Annotated in this window: 14 protein-coding genes and 1 pseudogene; 7 read left to right on the top strand and 8 right to left on the bottom strand. The window is 73.5% G+C overall.

All coding sequences use genetic code 11. The features are described from left to right. Positions 1 to 45: 45 nt before the first annotated feature. Together OIE69_RS36815 and OIE69_RS36810 are read right to left on the bottom strand one after the other, a co-directional pair. Positions 46 to 2,499: an ABC transporter permease gene (locus OIE69_RS36815; protein ID WP_326579108.1), complete on the bottom strand. Its 2,454-nt coding sequence runs from the start codon at positions 2,497 to 2,499 to the stop codon at positions 46 to 48. Next, positions 2,493 to 3,230: an ABC transporter ATP-binding protein gene (locus tag OIE69_RS36810; RefSeq protein ID WP_326579106.1), complete on the bottom strand. Its 738-nt coding sequence runs from the start codon at positions 3,228 to 3,230 to the stop codon at positions 2,493 to 2,495. Before OIE69_RS36810 ends, OIE69_RS36815 begins: the two co-directional genes overlap by 7 nt. A gap of 213 nt (positions 3,231 to 3,443) precedes the next feature. On the opposite strand from OIE69_RS36810, the gene OIE69_RS36805 reads away from it, so the two are divergent. Together OIE69_RS36805 and OIE69_RS36800 are read left to right on the top strand one after the other, a co-directional pair. Next, complete coding sequence (locus OIE69_RS36805; protein ID WP_326579104.1) at positions 3,444 to 4,733, top strand: sensor histidine kinase; 1,290 nt, start codon at positions 3,444 to 3,446, stop codon at positions 4,731 to 4,733. Beyond that, positions 4,733 to 5,365 carry a response regulator transcription factor gene (locus OIE69_RS36800; protein ID WP_326581515.1) on the top strand — a complete coding sequence of 211 codons (633 nt, stop codon included), beginning with the start codon at positions 4,733 to 4,735 and terminating at the stop codon, positions 5,363 to 5,365. The genes OIE69_RS36805 and OIE69_RS36800 overlap by 1 nt, the downstream gene beginning before the upstream one ends. Positions 5,366 to 5,427: 62 nt before the next feature. On the opposite strand, the gene OIE69_RS36795 is transcribed toward OIE69_RS36800, so the two are convergent. The 4 genes and pseudogenes from OIE69_RS36795 to fdxA all read right to left on the bottom strand — a co-directional run. Next, a complete protein-coding gene (locus tag OIE69_RS36795; RefSeq protein WP_326579102.1) occupies positions 5,428 to 6,108 on the bottom strand; it encodes a DNA alkylation repair protein in 681 nt (226 codons plus the stop codon). A gap of 89 nt (positions 6,109 to 6,197) precedes the next feature. Next, positions 6,198 to 8,651 carry a SpoIIE family protein phosphatase gene (locus OIE69_RS36790; protein ID WP_326579100.1) on the bottom strand — a complete coding sequence of 818 codons (2,454 nt, stop codon included), beginning with the start codon at positions 8,649 to 8,651 and terminating at the stop codon, positions 6,198 to 6,200. 119 nt (positions 8,652 to 8,770) lie between these two features. Continuing rightward, positions 8,771 to 9,154, bottom strand: a complete 384-nt coding sequence (locus tag OIE69_RS36785) for a GNAT family N-acetyltransferase (protein WP_326579098.1) — start codon at positions 9,152 to 9,154, stop codon at positions 8,771 to 8,773. Positions 9,155 to 9,437: 283 nt separating this feature from the next. Next, positions 9,438 to 9,749 (bottom strand): annotated as a pseudogene (gene fdxA, locus OIE69_RS36780) (ferredoxin); the annotation flags it as partial. Positions 9,750 to 9,971: 222 nt separating this feature from the next. On the opposite strand from fdxA, the gene OIE69_RS36775 reads away from it, so the two are divergent. The 5 genes from OIE69_RS36775 to OIE69_RS36755 all read left to right on the top strand — a co-directional run bounded on the left by OIE69_RS36775 (position 9,972) and on the right by OIE69_RS36755 (position 14,883). Continuing rightward, a complete protein-coding gene (locus OIE69_RS36775; protein ID WP_326579096.1) occupies positions 9,972 to 11,204 on the top strand; it encodes an NAD(P)/FAD-dependent oxidoreductase in 1,233 nt (410 codons plus the stop codon). 159 nt (positions 11,205 to 11,363) lie between these two features. Then, positions 11,364 to 13,064 (top strand): L-aspartate oxidase, encoded by a 1,701-nt coding sequence (locus OIE69_RS36770; protein WP_326579094.1) that lies wholly within the window; start codon positions 11,364 to 11,366, stop codon positions 13,062 to 13,064. 185 nt (positions 13,065 to 13,249) lie between these two features. Next, entirely contained in the window at positions 13,250 to 13,999 is a 750-nt protein-coding gene (locus tag OIE69_RS36765) for an SDR family oxidoreductase (protein WP_326579092.1), read from the top strand. Between the two features lie 81 nt (positions 14,000 to 14,080). After that, positions 14,081 to 14,677: a YceI family protein gene (locus OIE69_RS36760; RefSeq protein WP_326579090.1), complete on the top strand. Its 597-nt coding sequence runs from the start codon at positions 14,081 to 14,083 to the stop codon at positions 14,675 to 14,677. After that, positions 14,677 to 14,883 (top strand): hypothetical protein, encoded by a 207-nt coding sequence (locus OIE69_RS36755; protein ID WP_326579088.1) that lies wholly within the window; start codon positions 14,677 to 14,679, stop codon positions 14,881 to 14,883. The genes OIE69_RS36760 and OIE69_RS36755 overlap by 1 nt, the downstream gene beginning before the upstream one ends. A gap of 54 nt (positions 14,884 to 14,937) precedes the next feature. Here OIE69_RS36755 and OIE69_RS36750 read toward each other — a convergent pair whose 3' ends face one another. Beyond that, positions 14,938 to 15,291, bottom strand: a complete 354-nt coding sequence (locus OIE69_RS36750; RefSeq protein WP_326579086.1) for a VOC family protein — start codon at positions 15,289 to 15,291, stop codon at positions 14,938 to 14,940. An 89-nt stretch (positions 15,292 to 15,380) separates the two neighbouring features. Continuing rightward, on the bottom strand, positions 15,381 to 16,271 hold the full coding sequence (locus tag OIE69_RS36745; RefSeq protein WP_326579084.1) for an AraC family transcriptional regulator: 891 nt from the start codon (positions 16,269 to 16,271) through the stop codon (positions 15,381 to 15,383). Positions 16,272 to 16,417: the final 146 nt, after the last annotated feature.

Below are 16,417 nucleotides of genomic sequence, written 5' to 3'. Positions count from 1 at the left end.
CCGAGGGCCCGCCCCCTGCGCCGGGGTGACGGCCCGGCGCGGGGTTCACTCCCGCAGCCCCGCGAGTGCCGCGGCACGGCCTCGCAGGGCCGACCACGCCGGGACGGCCGAGGCGGCGACCGCGAGCACCGCGCACGCCGCCACGGCCGCGCCGACGGCCGCCCACGGCAGTTCGACCGGACCGCTCACCGACAGCAGGGCCAGCGCGCACCGCATTCCGGCGAGGTTGAGCACGGCGACGGCCAAGCCCAGGAACGCGCCGATCGCGACCACCGCCAGGGACTCGGCGGCCACCAGCCGCAGTACCTGGTGCCGCGTGGCCCCGGCCAGCCGCAGCACCGCCAGCTCGCGGACCCGGTCGGAGGTGGCCATCACCATGGTGTTGACCAGGGAGATGGCGGTGTAGAGCAGGGCGATGCCGAGGACGAGCAGGAAGCCCAGCCGGGTCGTGCGGTCGCTCTTCGGCCGCAGGGCGGCGAGCCACTCGTCCCGGGTGAGCACCCGGCCGCCGTCCGGCTGAACCGCCTTGCGCAGCGCGGCCGTCACCGCGCCGGCGCCGGCACCGCCTGTCAGGGCGACGTCCACCCGGTCGACGGGGGCGTGCGGGGCGTTGGCGGGCGTGACGTAGACGCCGTTGCCGCCCGTTCCGGTGGCCATGACCGCCGCGATGCGCAGGGTTCTGCCCGTGCCGTTCCCGAGCCACACCCGGACGCTCTGCCCGACGGAGTGCCGTTCCCATTCCTCGTTGACGACGATCGAACGGTCGTCGAGGTCGGTCACCTTCCCCTCGACGAGCGGCAACCGGGCGGTTGCGGCGAGGGCCCCGGGGTCGGCGGCGCGCGCCTCGGACCTGATCAGTGCCGGGCCGTCCTCCAGGACGAACACCTCGCTCGACGCGGTCGGCGACACCTCGGTCCCGGGGATGCCGCGCAGGCGTTCCAGGGTCCGCGCGCCGAAGCCCGTGCCACCGGCCGCGGTGACCACGAAGGCTGCGGTGGTGCGCTCGCGCGCCTCCTGGGCCTCGGCCCGGCCGAGGGTGGCGGGCGCGCCGAGCAGCGAGCCGGTGAGGGCGACCGTCACCAGCACCGGAGAGGCGACCGCGGCGGTACGGCGCACGCCGGCGGCGGCGTTCTCGCCCACGAGCATGCCGGCCGCGCCCGGCAGCCGCCCGAGGACCCGGGCGAGCAGCCGGGTCGGCGGGCGCAGCAGGACGGGGGCGAGCAGCGCGGTCGCGGTGATCAGCAGCATCGGACGACTCACGTAGGTCTTGCGGTGCAGCAGGTCACCGGGGTCGGCGGCGAGCGTGACGCAGAGGGTGACGACGGCGGTCAGCAGCAGCCCGGCGCCGACGAGCCGACGGCCCCAGGTCATCGCCCCCGTGTCCGCGGAGGCTTCGCGCAGCGCCTGCGCGGGGCCGGTGCGGCCGGCGCGCCAGGAGGCCGCGGCCGCTCCGCCGAGGGCGACGAGCAGGCCCGTCCAGAAGGCTGCGTGGTAGGGCCAGGTGTGGTCACCGACGGTGAACCAGCCCGGTGCGAGTCCGCCGTCGACCACGGACGCGGCCAGCCACGGCGCCGCGAACCCGCCGAGCGCGCACCCCGCCGCCGAGGCGAGCACTCCCACCAGCAGGGCCTCCGCCAGCACCATCCGGCGGAGCTGGCCCGGGGTGGCGCCCGCGGTGCGCAGCAGCCCGAACTCGCGGCGGCGCTGGGCGACCGCGAAGGCGAACGTGGACGCCACGACGAACACCGACACGAAGGCGGTGACGCCGCCCGCGGTGCCGAACAGGGCGTTCAGCGCGGTCACCGCCTCGGCGTCCCGGCCGGGGTCGGCGTCGGCGTACCGGCGGTCGTTCCCGGTGAGGACCCGGGCGCCGCTGCCGCGGACGGCGTCCCGTACGGCGGAGGCGTCCGCGGCGACCGCCGCCTGCGCGCTGAGGGGGCACAGTCGGGCGGCGCGGGCGTCGGTGTAGAACACGGCGTGCTCGAACCCGAGGTCGGGCACGGTGCCGACGACGCGGACGGTGCCCCGGTCGGTGCGCACGCGCTCCCCCGGTACGGCCCAGCCGCCCGTCACGACGACCTCGTCGGCGGCGCGGGGCGCGCGCCCCGCGATGAGCCCGTACGGGGCGAACGCGGCGGTGGACCAGGGGTGTCCGACGAGGTCGCCGGGTCCGCCCCCGGCCCGCACGGGGAAGGATCGGTCCTCGACGACGGTGCCGAGCCGCCGCAGTGCCGCCACCGTCGCGGCGGGCACGGCGCGCGGCTGCGCGAGCGGCCGCGTACGCACGCCCCTCGGCGTGGGCACCCGCAGGGTGTCCTGGCCGCGGACCACGACCGGCGCGGCGGCGAAGCGCTCCGGCCGGCGCTCGGGCGCGTCCTGGGAGGAGGCGAGGACCAGGCCCATCACGGCGAGGAGCGCGACCCCCAGCGACAGAGCGACGAAACTGCCGGCGAAGGTGACCCGGCGGGTGCGCAGGGTGTGCAGGGCGACGCTCAGCACGGCACGGCCTCCAGCCGGGTCATGCGCGCGGCGATGGCGTCGGCGCTCGTGGCGGCCGATTCGCCGTTGACACGGCCGTCGACGAGGAAGACGACACGGTCGGCGTAGGAGGCGGCCACCGGGTCGTGGGTGACCATCACGACGGTCTGGCCCTCGCCGTCGACCATCCCCCGCAGCAGGGTCAGCACCTCGCGGCCGGTCCGCGAGTCCAGGGCGCCGGTCGGTTCGTCGCCGAACAGCACCTCGGGACGGGTGATCAACGCACGGGCCAGCGCGACGCGTTGCTGCTGCCCGCCGGACAGCTCCGACGGCCGGTGCCCGGAGCGGTCTGCGAGGCCGACCTGCTCGAGCACTTCGCGCACCCGGGCCCGGGAGGCCCTGCGGCCGGCCAGCCGCAGGGGCAGCGCGGCGTTCTGCTCGGCGGTCAGCGACGGCAGCAGGTTGAACGCCTGGAAGACGAAGCCGATGCGCTCGCGGCGCAGCAGGGTCAGCCGTCTCTCGCCGAGCGCGGTCAGGTCGGTGTCGCCGAGCAGGACCGACCCCGACGTGGGCCGGTCCAGGCCCGCGGCGCACTGCAGGAGGGTCGACTTGCCCGAGCCGGAGGGCCCCATGACGGCGGTGAAGGAGCCCTTGGGGAAGGCGAGGGAGACCTCGTCCAGGGCCGTCACGGCGCTGTCGCCGGAGCCGTGCCGCCTGCTGACGGAGCGCAATCGGATGGCGTCGTCGTTCATCTGTCCCCATCGGGTCGGGTGCCGGTGCTCCCCCGCGCCCCTCGGGGCGGAGTGCTCCGGGAGGCGGTGTCTCCCGGAGCACTCCACGAAACCGTCCGGGGCGGCCGCGGCGCAGTGCGTCAGGGGCGAGAACCGGGGTGGGGCCAGGCATACCCCCGGTCCTCCCCCTGGGCGGATGGTCCGGGTCCGCGCCCGGGACCTACGGTGATCCGCATGCATCCCAGGAATGTGTGGCAGGCGATGTCCGGACCGGGCTTCCTGCTGTCCGCGTGGCCGTGGCGCTCGCTGGCGTACCTGCTGACCGGGGTGGTCGCGGGCGCCGTCACCCTCGTGGGGATCGCGACCGCGGCGGCCGCCGGGGCCGCCCTCGCCGTCCTCCTGGTGGGCCTGCCGCTGCTCGTCCTCACCGCGCTCGCGGGCCTTCCCGTCGCCGTGCTGGAGCGGGCCCGGCTGCGCCTGGTCGACCGTGACCCCGCGCCCGGGGCCCATGTGCCGCCCGCCGCGGGAGGGTTGTGGCCGTGGCTGACGACCCGGCTGCGGGAACGGGCGACCTGGCGGGAGCTCGGTCACGCCCTGCTGTTCGCGGGTGTGCTGTGGCCGGTGGACGCCCTCGTCGTCACCATCGGGCTGGCGGTGCCGCTCTCCCTGGTCGCCGCCCCGGTCCTCATGGCCACTGTCGGGGAGGGGCACGAGGCGAAGGTGCTCAAGCAGTGGACGGTCACCACCTGGCCGGGCGCGTGGGGCACGGCCGTCCTGGGGCTGCTGCTGCTCGCGCTCGGCGCCTATGTGCTGGGCGTCGCCGCGGGCGCCCGGGCCGGCCTCGCCCGGCTCCTCGTCGCCCCGCGCGACCGCGACCCGGGCGCCCGGATCGTCGAACTGACCCGCTCCCGCGTGCGCCTGGTGGACGCCTTCGAGGCGGAGCGGCGCAGGATCGAGCGCGACCTGCACGACGGGGCGCAGCAACGCCTCGTCGCACTGTCCATGGCGCTGGGCCTGGCACGGCTGGACGCGCCGCCCGGTCCGCTGGCCGACCGGCTCGCCGAGGCCCACGGGGAGGCGGGCAGGGCCCTGGAGGAACTGCGCGAACTCATCAACGGCATCCACCCCCGGGTCCTGGCCGACTTCGGCCTGGGGGCGGCCGTGGCCGACGCCGCCGACCGCTCCGCCGTCCCCGTCGACGTGGACCTGGAACTGCCCGGGCGGCTGCCCCGGGCGGTCGAGGCCGCCGCGTACTTCGTGGTCCGCGAGGCCCTCGCCAACGTCGCCCGGCACAGCGCCGCCGACCGCGCGCGGGTGAGCGGCGGGCACCGGGACGGGCGGCTCGTCCTCCAGGTCCGCGACGACGGCCGGGGCGGTGCCGAGCCCGGTGCGGGCAGCGGACTGACGGGGCTCGCCGACCGGGTGTCCGTGCTGGATGGCAGACTCTCCCTGTCCAGTCCCCCGGGCGGACCGACCCTGCTGCGTGTGGAGATCCCTTGCGAGTGGACCGAGCGCTCCGCGTAGTGCTGGCCGAGGACAGCGTGCTGCTGCGGGACGGCCTGACGGGGCTGCTCGACCGCTGCGGGCACCGGGTCGTGGCCGCCGTGGGCGACGCCGACGCGCTGGTCGCGGCCGTCGGTGAGCACTCCCCCGACGTGGTGGTGACGGACGTCCGCATGCCGCCGGGCTTCCAGGACGAGGGCCTGCGGGCGGCGGTGCGGCTGCGGCGGGAGCGGCCGGCCCTGCCCGTCCTCGTCCTCAGCCAGTACGTGCAGCGCGCCTACGCGGGCGAACTGCTGGACTCCGGCGACGGAAGGGGCCTCGGGTACCTGCTGAAGGACCGGGTCGGGCAGGTCGAGGAGTTCGTCGAGGCGCTGTGCGAGGTCGCGGCCGGCGGCACGGTCGTCGACCCCGAGGTCGTACGGCAGTTGCTGCGCCGCCGCCGCGATCCGCTGGAGCGGCTCACCCCGCGCGAGCGGGAGGTGCTGGCGCTGGTCGCCGAAGGCCGGTCGAACGGCTCGATCGCCCGTGCACTGGTCGTCTCCGAGGCGGCGGTGGGCAAGCACATCGGCAGCATCCTCACCAAGCTCGACCTCCCTCCGGCCGAGGACACCCACCGGCGCGTCCTGGCCGTCCTCGCCTATCTGCGGGCCTGAGCGCTCGCCTCGGCGTGCGCCTCGCGTACCGGTGCGGGGCCGGGAGGCGCCGCAGAGGTCGTTCAGGCCGTCTTCGCGGCGTCCTGCCGGCGCACCATCTCGGCGATCCAGACGGGCGCGAACGGGGACGTGCAGCCCGCAGAGGTCGGGTAGTCCTTCAGCACCTCCAGGCGCTCGCCGATGCCGACGGCACGGCTGCGGAGTCCGGCGTGCTCGATCCCGATCTGGGCCAGGCAGTGGTTCATCGCCCACTGCAGGCGCTGCGGGGCGTCCTTCATCTCCGCCTCGACGACGTCGAGCAGTCCCGCGAGGTCGAGGCCGTCGGGCTTCTTCGCCACGCGTTCGGTGGTCAGCGCCCAGCCGGCACTCGCCACCACCGGATCGGGATCCGCGAGCCAGGCCACACGCAGTTCCTCGGAGTGCGGGTTCTTCTTCACCACGTAGTTCACGAGCCAGTCGTGCACCTTGGGTGCGCGCGCCTCGCGCACCATGGCGTCCAGTTCGTCCCGTCCGAACGCCTTGGGGCGGCAGATCAGGAGCGCCAGCAGCCTGGCCGCGGTGTCGTCCGTCTCCCAGAGCCGGACCGCGAGTTCCTGCTGCGTCTTCAGCCGTTTCGCGATCGCGCGCAGCTTGCCGAGGTTCACGCCGTGGTCGTCGCCGTGCCTCTCGTTCACCGCGCGCGCCTTGGGGTCCTCGAGCGCGGCCAGCTCGGCCGTCACCTCTGCCACCGTCGTTCCGGCCACCTCGGCCTCCTCTCCCTCGTGCGCGGGGTTCAGCGTACGACGGAAGCCGGGATGGCCAGGAGCAGCGCCGGGGTGGTGCGGTTCCGTCGCTACGCGCGTGCGGAGGCCAGGTCCAGTTCGGCCCAGACGACCTTGCCGTCGGCCGCCGAGCGTGACCCCCAGCGCCGGGAGAGCTGGCCGACCAGGAAGAGGCCGCGGCCGTTCTCGTCCATGGTGCGCGCGCTGCGCAGGCGCGGAACGCAGACGTCGGTGTCGGACACTTCGCAGGTCAGGGCCTGATGCCGGATCAGGCGCAGGCCGATCGGGCCGGCGCCGTGGCGGACGGCGTTGGTGACCAGCTCGCTGACGAGCAGTTTCGCGGAGTGCTCGATCCCGTCCAGGCCCCAGGCGGTGAGCTGGGCGGCGGCCAGTCGCCTGGCCTGGCGGACGGCGCTCTCGTCGCAGGGCAGGGTCCAGGAGGCGACCTGGGCCGCGCTGAGCGACAGGGTCCTGACCAGGAGCAGGGTGACGTCGTCGCACGGTGCCTGCGCGGGAAGGGACCCCGTGGCGCGGGTGCACAGCTCCTCCAGGGAGCGGCCCGGTTCGGCGAGCGCGGTACCCAGGCGGTCCATCCCTTCGTCGATGTCGCCGTCGCGGCTCTCGATCAGGCCGTCGGTGTAGAGGGCGATCAGGCTGCCCTCGGGCAGTTCCAGCTCCACCGCCTCGAAGGGGTCCCCGAGGCCGATGCCCAGGGGCGCCCCAGTGGGAAGGTCGGGGAAGGTGACCCGGCCCTCGCGGTCGACGATCGCGGGCGGGGGATGCCCGGCGCGGGCCATGACGCACACGCGGGTGGCCGGGTCGTAGACGGCGTACAGGCAGGTGGCGCCCACGACGGCGGGCGTCTGGTCCGCGGGGTCGGTGTCCTCCTCGACGAGTCGCTGGACCGTGTCGTCGAGCCGGTGCAGCAGTTCCGCGGGGGGCAGTTCCATGTCGGCCAGCGTGCGGACTGCGGCGCGGAGCGTGCCCATGGTCGCCGCGGCGTGGAGACCGTGACCGACCACGTCACCGACGACGAGGGCGACCCGGGCACCGGACAGCGGGATGACGTCGAACCAGTCGCCGCCCACTCCGTGGTCCATGTCGGCCGGCAGATAGCGTGAGGCCGCCTCGACGGCCGTGCCGCCCTTCAACCGGCGTGGGAGCAGGTTGCGTTGCAGGGTGAGGGCCGCGGTGTGCTCGCGTGCGTACTGGCGTGCGTTGTCCAGGGCCACCGCGGCGCGCCCGACGAGTTCCTCGGCCAGCAGGAGGTCGACCTCCTGGAACGGCTCCGGGTCGGCGGTGCGGATGAACAGGACGACGCCCAGCAGCGCGCGCCGGGCGCGGATCGGGACGACCATCAGCGAATGGACGCCGTTCGTGCGGATCCGCGCGGCCAGGGCCGGGTCCTCCTCGAACCAGATCCCCGGAGCGGTGTCCAGGATCGGCTCCAGGTGGGACCTGCCCGTACTCAGCACGGACGCGAAGGGCGAGCGGGGCGGCACGGTGACCGGCTCGCCGCGCACCCAGACGGACTCCGGGGCCCCCAGGTGGATCGAGGCCAGACCGGCACGCCGCAGCACGGGCAGGCGTCCGCCCGCCGTGTCCATGCGCGCCGGAGGCCCCTCACTGAACGGCACGGACTGCTCCAGGTCCACGGCGACGTAGTCCGCGAGCAGCGGTACGGCGAGGTCGGCCAGTTCCTGGCTGGTCTGCATGACGTCCAGGGTGCTGCCGAGACGCGCGCTGGCCTCGCCGACGGCGGCGAGACGCTCGCGGGCCAGCCGGCTCTCGACGACGTCGGCGCTGATGACGCAGACCCCGAGCGATTCGCCGTCCGCGCCCTGGAGGCAGTGGAACGACGCCGCGAACGGATGCTCCCGGCCCTTGCTCACCGGCAGCCAGGTCCGGTACTCGTGCACCTTGGTGGTGCCGCTCTCGAGCACCTGCCGCATCACCGTTTCGAGTGCGCCGGCCTTGGGGCCCGCCAGCACGTCCACGAACCGCCGTCCGAGTCGCTGATCGGCCGGGATGCCGTCGTGCTCCTCCATCACGTCGTTGACGAAGACGCAGCGCAGCTGCGGGTCGCGGATGACGACCCCGATGGGTGCGCGGGCGAGGAGCGGCCCCCACACGGATCCGCTCGTCGCGTCCCCGGAGAGGGCGCCGGTGTCGGTCAGCGTCGCGAGCCAGCGCGTCGCCCCGTTCAGACCCTGCATCATCGTGATCCGCAGGCTGACGTCGATGACCCGCCCGTCCCGGTGGGTCACCGCCGAGGTGCCCGGCCAGCCGTCCTCGGCGAGGCGCTGACGGGTGAAGTCCGACATCGAAGGAGCGTCCCCGAAGGACGGCAGCACAAGTGCGGCGGACAGGCCGACGACGTCACCGGCGGCGTATCCGACCAGACGCTCGGCGGCCGTCGTCCACGCAACCACCGTCCCCCGCTCGTCGAAGATCGCGAACGCCGAGTCGGATATCCCGGGCGCGTTCACTTGATTACCAAGCGTCACCGCATCTGTGCAGGTCATCGAAGTCTTGTCCTCGGCTGGCTGAGCGGACGGGCAGAATGCCCGATTTGCGTCTTCCGGGGGTCAGACCGGGCAGCGTCCGGATCTGTGACAGCGGCACACGTCCGGCGCCGCGCCCGTCACCACACGTCGGCGGGGACTTCCTCGGCCCCGATGTCGGCGGTCTCCGCCCAGAGGGTCGTCACGCCCTCCTCGTACGCGGTGTGCACCGGGACGGAGGTGTGCGACAGGATGGCGGAGATCTTCGCGTCACCGGGCAGGACGAGCCCGTAGACCTCCTTCCACCCGGCGCCGACCGCACGATGCCCCAGGTGGCGCAGGAGCCGGCCGCCGAGCCCGCTGTTCTGCCACGCGTCCTCGACGAGCAGCGCCGCCTCCGCGTTCCCGTGGTCCGGCATCAGGTGCCCCACGGCCACGAGGTCGCCGGCCGGCTGCTGGACGCCCAGGTGCACGGCCCCCGGTCTGGCCAGCAGGGTGCGCAGATAGGACCGGGGATCACCCATCGCCCTGTGGTAACGGCTCCACAGCGTGCCGGACGAGCACCTGAGGTGCATGGCCACGGCGCGTTCGAGGTCCTCAGGGCCGAGTTCGACGAGGCGGGGCCCGTGCCGCGCGGGCCGTCCGCTCCGCAACCGGGTACGGGCGAAGGGGTTCACCACCGGGCCTCGTCCACGTCGACGCCCACGCCCGTGTCCCCCCGGATCGTCACAACGGGAACCAGAGGTCGGCTTCCTCGGCCTCCTCCTTGCCGATGGCGAAGACGGCGATGTCCTTCTTCCGGGACCCCTGCGGCGGCAGCTCCGCCACATAGGGGTGGTCCCCGTCGCCGACCAGCGGTCTGCCGTGCCCACCGGAACCCGAAACGGACTCGAAGTACTCGGCGTTGACGTCCCCGTACCGCGCCCACTCCTGCGGCAGGTCGTCCTCGTGGAAGATCGCCTCGACCGGGCACACGGGCTCGCAGGCCCGGCAGTCCACGCATTCGACGGGGTTGATGTAGAGCGTCCGGCCGCCCTCGTAGATGCAGTCCACCGGGCATTCGGCGACGCAGGCCCGGTCCTTGACGTCGATGCAGGGCTGCGCGATGACGTAGGTCACCTTCTGCTCCCAGGTCGCGGCGAGGACGAACACCGGTGGGCCGTCCCCCCGGGCGTCCTTCGATCAGCCCTATGACCGGAGCACCCCTGACGTTGTGACAAACGCGCCCGCCGGACGGCCCGGCGACACGACGGCTGTGTCACACAACGGAGTGCCGAGCGGTCTGGTGGTTGACTCTCCGTACATGGTTCGCAGCATGCGACATCCGAGATGAGGTGCATCGTGTCCCCTGAGAACACTTTCGTGATCGTCGGAGGCGGTCTGGCCGCGGGCAAGGCGGTGGAGGCGCTGCGTGAGAACGGCTACGACGGCCGGCTGGTTCTCATCGGCGACGAACCGGACAGGCCCTACGTCCGGCCGCCCCTCTCGAAGGGCTATCTGCTCGGCAAGGAGACCCGCGACTCGATCTTCGTCCACCCCGACGACTGGTACGACAAGCACGACGTCGACCTGCGCCTCGGCACGACGGTCACCGGGCTCGACGCGGGGGCCAAGGAGGTGGAGCTCGACGGCGGGCGGCGGATGCCGTACACCAAGCTGCTCCTGGCCACCGGTTCGACCCCGCGCCGCCTGCCCGTCCCCGGGGCGGACCTGGACAACGTGCTCTACCTGCGCCGTGTGGGCGACAGCGAGCGGCTGAAGGCCGCCTTCACCGCGGGTGCGCGGATCGTCGTCATCGGCGGCGGGTGGATCGGCCTGGAGACCGCCGCGGCCGCCCGGCAGGCCGGAGCGGAGGTGACGGTGCTGGAAGCCGAGGAGCTGCCGCTGCTCAGGGTGCTCGGGCGCGAGGCGGCCGAGGTCTTCGCGGGCCTGCACACCGACCACGGCGTGGTCCTGCGGCACGGCGTGCAGGTGGAGCGCATCACCGGCAGCGACGGGCGCGCCGACGGGGTGCGGCTCGCCGACGGTACGCACCTCCCGGCGGACGCGGTGGTCGTCGGCGTCGGTATCACCCCCAACGTGCAGCTCGCCGAGGCGGCCGGGCTGGAGGTGCGCAACGGCATCGTCACCGACGCGCACCTGCGGACCTCCGCACCGGACGTCTTCGCCGCGGGTGACGTCGCCAACGCCTACCACCCGTTCCTCGACCGCCACATCCGCGTCGAGCACTGGGCCAACGCGCTGAACCAGCCGGCCACCGCCGCGCAGGGCATGCTCGGCGGCGACGCCGTCTACGACCGGCTGCCGTACTTCTACACCGACCAGTACGACCTCGGCATGGAGTACACCGGCTACGTGGAGCCCGGCGGCTACGACCGCGTCGTCTTCCGCGGGGACAAGGCCGCGCGGGAGTTCGTCGCCTTCTGGATGTCGGGCGACCGCATCCAGGCCGGCATGAACGTCAACGTGTGGGACGTCATCGAGCCGGTCCGCGACCTGATCACCTCGCGCGCCGCGGTCGACGACACCCGCCTCGCCGACCCGCAGGTGCCGCTGGACCGCGTCACCGCCTGACGGCCCGGCCGCGTGGGCGCGGGGACGGCCGGACCGGCCGTCCCCACGCCCACGGGCGGGAAGCCGGTGTCACAGATGGCCCGACCGCCCGGTCGTACCGAGTGACAACCAAGGCGATCGGAGCGGACCGTGGCCCTCACTGAACAACACATTTCCACCATGGTGCTGGTGATCGGCACCGGAGGAGCAGGACTGCGAGCGGCGATCGAACTGGCGGAGGCCGGTGTGGACGTCCTCGCGGTCGGCAAGCGGCCCAAGGACGACGCCCACACCGCGCTGGCCGCCGGGGGCATCAACGCCGCGCTGGCCACCATGGACCCCGAGGACAGCTGGCAGCAGCACGCCGCGGACACGCTCAAGGAGAGCTACCTGCTGGCCGACCCCCGCACCGTGGAGATCGTCACCCAGGGCGCGGCCCGGGGCATCGACGACCTGGAGCGGTACGGCATGGCCTTCGCCCGGGAGGAGGACGGCCGGATCTCGCAGCGCTTCTTCGGCGCGCACCGGTACCGCCGCACCGCCTTCGCCGGCGACTACACCGGCCTGGAGATCCAGCGCACCCTCGTCCGGCGGACGGAGCAGCTCGGCATCCCGGTGCTCGAGGGCGTCTACATCACCCGCATCCTGGAGCACGACGGCGCCGTGTTCGGGGCGTACGGCTTCGACCTCACGGACGGCACGCGCTACCTCATCCACGCCGACGCCGTGATCCTCGCGGCCGGCGGCCACACCCGGATCTGGCGGCGCACCTCCTCCCGGCGCGACGAGAACACCGGTGACTCGTTCCGCCTGGCCGTGGAGGCCGGCGCCCGGTTGCGCGACGCCGAGCTCGTCCAGTTCCACCCGTCCGGCATCATCGAGCCGGAGAACGCGGCCGGCACGCTCGTCAGCGAGGCGGCCCGCGGTGAGGGCGGCATCCTGCGCAACGCGCTCGGCGAGCGGTTCATGAGCCGCTACGACCCCGAGCGGATGGAGCTGTCCACCCGCGACCGCGTGGCGCTCGCCTCCTACACGGAGATCAAGGAGGGCCGCGGCACCCCCAAGGGCGCCGTGTGGCTGGACGTCTCCCACCTGCCGCGGCAGACCATCATGAACCGGCTGCCCCGGGTCTACCAGACGCTGCTGGACCTGCAGATGCTGGACATCACCCGCGACCCGATCGAGATCGCGCCCACCGCGCACTACTCGATGGGCGGCGTCTGGGTGCGGCCCGAGGACCACAGCACCGACGTCCGCGGCCTGTACGCCATCGGCGAGGCGTCCAGCGGCCTGCACGGCGCGAACCGCCTGGGCGGCAACAGCCTCATCGAGCTGCTGGTCTTCGGCCGCATCACGGGTCAGGCGGCCGCCGCCTACTCGCTGGGGCTGACCTCGCTGCCGCGCTCGGCGGCGGCGATCGCGCAGGCCCGCGCCGAGGTCGACGACCTGCTGGCGGCGGACGGGCCGGAGAACGTCCGCGCCCTGCAGCGCGCCATCCGCAACACGATGACCGAGCACGCGGGCGTCGTACGCGACGAGGAGGGCCTGCGCGCGGGCCTGGCGGAACTCGACTCCATCGAGAAGCGGATGGAGTCGGTCGGGATCCACCCCGACATCGCCGGCTACCAGGACCTCGCACACGCCTTCGACCTCAAGTCCGCGGCGCTGGCGGCACGTGCCACGCTGGAGTCGGCGCTGGAGCGGCGTGAGACCCGCGGCTGCCACAACCGCAGCGACTACCCGGAGTCGGACCCCGCGCTGCGGGTCAACCTCGTCTGGTCCCCGGAGACCGGCGTCACCCGCGAGAGCATCCCGGCCGTCCCCGAGGAGATCGCCGCCCTGATGCAGGACGTCTCCACCGAGGGCAAGCTCGTCGAGTAGCGGCCGGCCGCAGGCCACGCCGTGTGAGGTACCGGGGCCCGCCACGCCGGGCCCCTGTCACAAACCGCTCCGCCACCCGGTCATTACCGGCGAACACGTACCGGCGATCACGTACCGGCCGGTGCCGGTGGGCGAGTCACCGCACCATGCGCCCCGCGCACGAGAACACCCGAGAGGACTCCAACATGAAGGTCGTAGTCATCGGCGGAACCGGGCTGATCGGCTCGAAGGTCGTCAGCAAGCTCAACGACCACGGGCACGAGGCCGTCGCGGCCTCCCCCAACACCGGCGTCAACACCCTGACGGGCGAGGGCCTGGCCGAGGTCCTGCAGGGCGCGCAGGTCGTGGTGGACGTCTCCAACTCGCCCTCCTGGGAGGACGAGGCCGTGATGAACTTCTTCCGCACCTGCACGGGCAACCTCCTGAAGGCGAACGCCGAGGCCGGTGTCACCCACCACGTCGCGCTCTCCATCGTCGGCACCGACCGGCTCCCGGAGAACGGCTACTTCCGCGCCAAGCTGGCGCAGGAGGAGCTGATCAAGGCGTCGGGCATGCCCTACTCCCTCGTCCACGCCACGCAGTTCTTCGAGTTCGCGAACGGCATCGCGGACGCGGGGACCGAGGGCGACACGGTGCGCATCCCGCCCGTCAAGTTCCAGCCCATCTACTCCGACGACGTGGCCACGGCCGTCGCCCGCACCGCGGCCGGCACGCCCCTCAACGGCGTGGTGGAGATCGCCGGCCCGGACGTGTTCCGGTTCGACGAGCTGATCCGTGACGTGCTGACCGCCCAGAACGACCCCCGCAAGGTCGTCGCGGACCCGCACGCGCGCTACTACGGCTCCGAGCTGCAGGACGGGTCCCTCGTCCCCGGCCCCGGCGCGCAGCTGGCCGCGACCCGCTTCGCCGACTGGTTCGCGCAGCAGCAGCGGTAACCCCCGCGGGTGGCCCCTGCCCCCGGCGGGGGCCACCGCAGCCTCCCGAGACCCACCCGTACGAAGAGGTGTCGACCCGCCATGCCCAGGAATTGCGCGGAAACCACCGTCCCCGGCGCCCGTCCGCAGGAGGAACTGACCGGTGCCTACGTCATCGACCCGGTCCACAGCACGGTCGGCTTCTCCGTCCGGCACGCCATGGTCACCCGGGTGCGGGGCGTATTCACGGCCTTCGAGGGCTTCCTGCGGCTCGACGCGCTCCGGCCGGCCCGCTCCGAGGCCCATGTGAGCGTGCAGACCGGCAGCCTGGCCACGGGCCTCCGGGCGCGGGACTCCCACATCACCGGCCCCGACTTCCTGGACTCCGCGACCTTCCCCCTCATGGTCTTCCGCTCCACCGCGGTCGCTCCCTCGGGCGGGAACGGCTTCCGCATGACGGGGAACCTGACGCTCAAGGACGTCGAGCTGCCCGTGCACGTCGACCTCGCCTACGGCGGCACCGCCCGCGACGCCGACGGGCAGTGGCGGGTCGGCTTCGAGGGCTCGGCCACCCTCCGCCGTTCCGACTGGGGGCTCGACTGGAACGTCCCCCTGCAGACCGGCGGCGTCCTGCTCAGCGACAAGGTACGGCTCGAACTCGGCGTCTCGGCGCTGCAACTCGGCCCGGAGGCCCTGTGATGACCGGCTCCCCCGACCACCGCCCCGACGTCTCGGCCACCGCCCTGACCCTCAGCGCCCAGGCCGTCGCCCTGGAACTGCGCGTCATCGAGCTGCGCCGCGAACTCGCCGACGTCGCCGACCGCATGACCGCCGTCGCCGAAGCTCTCAAGGGTCTCCGCGGCTCCGGCCTCCTCCCGGAACAGGACCCGGGCGAGGACCACTGAGCCTCGACGTTGCGACCCCGGGTTCCGGCGGTCAGTGCCCGGGGGAAGGTGCCGTCAGGCGGGCTGCCACAGCTCGATCCGGTTGCCCTCGGGGTCGGTGACCCAGCCGAAGCGGCCGACACCGTCCATGTCCTCGGTTTCCGCGGCCACGTCCGCGCCCTCGGCGCGCAGTTGCGCGAGCATGGCGTCCAGGTCGCCGACCCGGAAGTTGAGCATGGTCTGCTGGGTGCGGGACCCGAAGTAGTCGGTCCCGGACTCGAAGGCCGCGAAGACCGTGGGCCCGGGTTCCTGGGTCCACAGGCCGTTCTGGTCGGCGTCCAGCCCCAGGCAGTCGCGGTACCAGGCGCTCAGGGCCGCCGGGTCGGCGGCGCGCACGAAGTGCCCGCCGATTCCAAGCACACGTTCCATGCCGCCATCCTGCCAGGACGGTGACCGGAACTCCCGGACCCGCGCGGACCGACGGGCTCTGCGACGCGTGAGGCGGTCGGCGGGGGCGGCTACTCCTGGACGACCGCCGCGGTCTGCAGGCGGGCCGCGTCCCGGCCCGGGGGCGCTCCGAACATACGGCGGTACTCGCGGCTGAACTGCGAGGCGCTGTCGTACCCGACGGCGTGGCCGACCGCGGCGACGTCGTCCGGTGCCGCGATCAGTTGCAGACGGGCCTTCTGCAACCGGATCTGCTTCTGGAACTGCAGCGGGCTCATGGCGGTCACGGCACGGAAGTGCCGGTTCAGCGAGGAGACGCTCATGCCCACCTCGCGGGCGACCTCGTCGATCCGGATGACCTCGTCGTAATGGGCCTTGATCCACTCGATCGCGCGGGCCACGAGCGACATGCGGCTGTCGGCGCGCCCGATCTGCCGGATCAACGCTCCCTGCGGCCCGTTCAGCAGCCGCCAGTGGATCTCGCGTCGCACCCCGGGAGCCAGTACGGGCACGTCACGGGGCTCGTCCAGCAGGCGCAGCAACCGCAGGACCGCGTCCAGCAGCCGGTCGTCGGCGTCGCTGGTGGCCAGGCCCGGCCCCTCGTAGGGGAGGGCCGGGACGGTGGCGGCCTCGAGCAGCAGTTGCGCGATGAGCGCCGGCCGCAGCGGAAGCCCGAACCCGATGAACGGCTCCGCGGGCGTGGCGCGGCTGATCTGCGAGGTCAGCGGCAGCTCGACGGTCGCGACCAGGTACTGGCCGGCCCGGTAGTCGAAGATCCGGTCACCGAGGACGGAACGTTTCGCCCCCTGGACCGTCAGCGCCATCATCGGGGCGTTGACCGTGCCCATCGGTTCGGTGACGCGGCCGCTCGCGGAGACCACCATGTCCTCGATCCACCGCGGCCGCGGGCTCCCCGAGGACAGGCGCGTGATCCGCTCGCCGATCTCATCCAGGTGACGCATCCCCCCAGTGGACCACGAGACGGTGACAGGTGCGCTCATGATCGGGGCGGGGGTGAGCGGATCGTGCAACGATGCGCGCCGATCGGTCTAGGGGAACGGCGGGCGGCGGGATCGAATGGAGGAGCACCTGGGGACGGCCGATCCGG

Origin of the sequence: Actinacidiphila glaucinigra (assembly GCF_035918135.1) — a bacterium.
GTDB lineage: Bacteria > Actinomycetota > Actinomycetes > Streptomycetales > Streptomycetaceae > Actinacidiphila > Actinacidiphila glaucinigra.
This window is presented reverse-complemented; position numbering and strand designations above follow the sequence as displayed.